Annotated in this window: 1 protein-coding gene; it reads left to right on the top strand. The window is 55.5% G+C overall.

All coding sequences use genetic code 11. The features are described from left to right. Nucleotides 1-83: 83 nt before the first annotated feature. Nucleotides 84-375, top strand: a 292-nt coding sequence (locus tag C6558_RS39375) for a transposase (protein ID WP_146161036.1), incomplete at its 3' end; no start/stop codon positions are given.

Raw genomic sequence — 375 nt, 5'->3', positions numbered from 1 at the left:
TGATGATCGAGGGACAGTCACGCTTCCGGCCTTTCGGCTTACCTTATTGGGGTTTCGAAGATCTCAACAAGGGAGTTGGAAGCATGACTGCCTCTTATGATTACCATATCGGCGTCGACTACCACAAATCCTATAGTCATCTGGTGGTGCAGGACAGCAGCGGCAAGACGCTCAGATCGGGCCGGGTGAAGAACGATCGCCAGTCGCTCGGTGGGTTTCTCGAACGCTACCGCGAGAACTCGCATGCCGTGGTCGAGGCGACGCGCAACTGGATGGTGATGTACGACTGGCTCGACGACATTTGCGATGATGTCGTTCTCGCCCATCCCTTGAAGGTCAAGGCGATTGCCGACGCCAAGATCAAGACCGACAAGA

This window comes from Ensifer sp. NM-2, assembly GCF_003024455.1.
Classification (GTDB): domain Bacteria; phylum Pseudomonadota; class Alphaproteobacteria; order Rhizobiales; family Rhizobiaceae; genus Ensifer; species Ensifer canadensis.
Note: the sequence above shows the minus strand (reverse complement) of the source record. Positions and strands in the feature narration are given on the sequence as shown.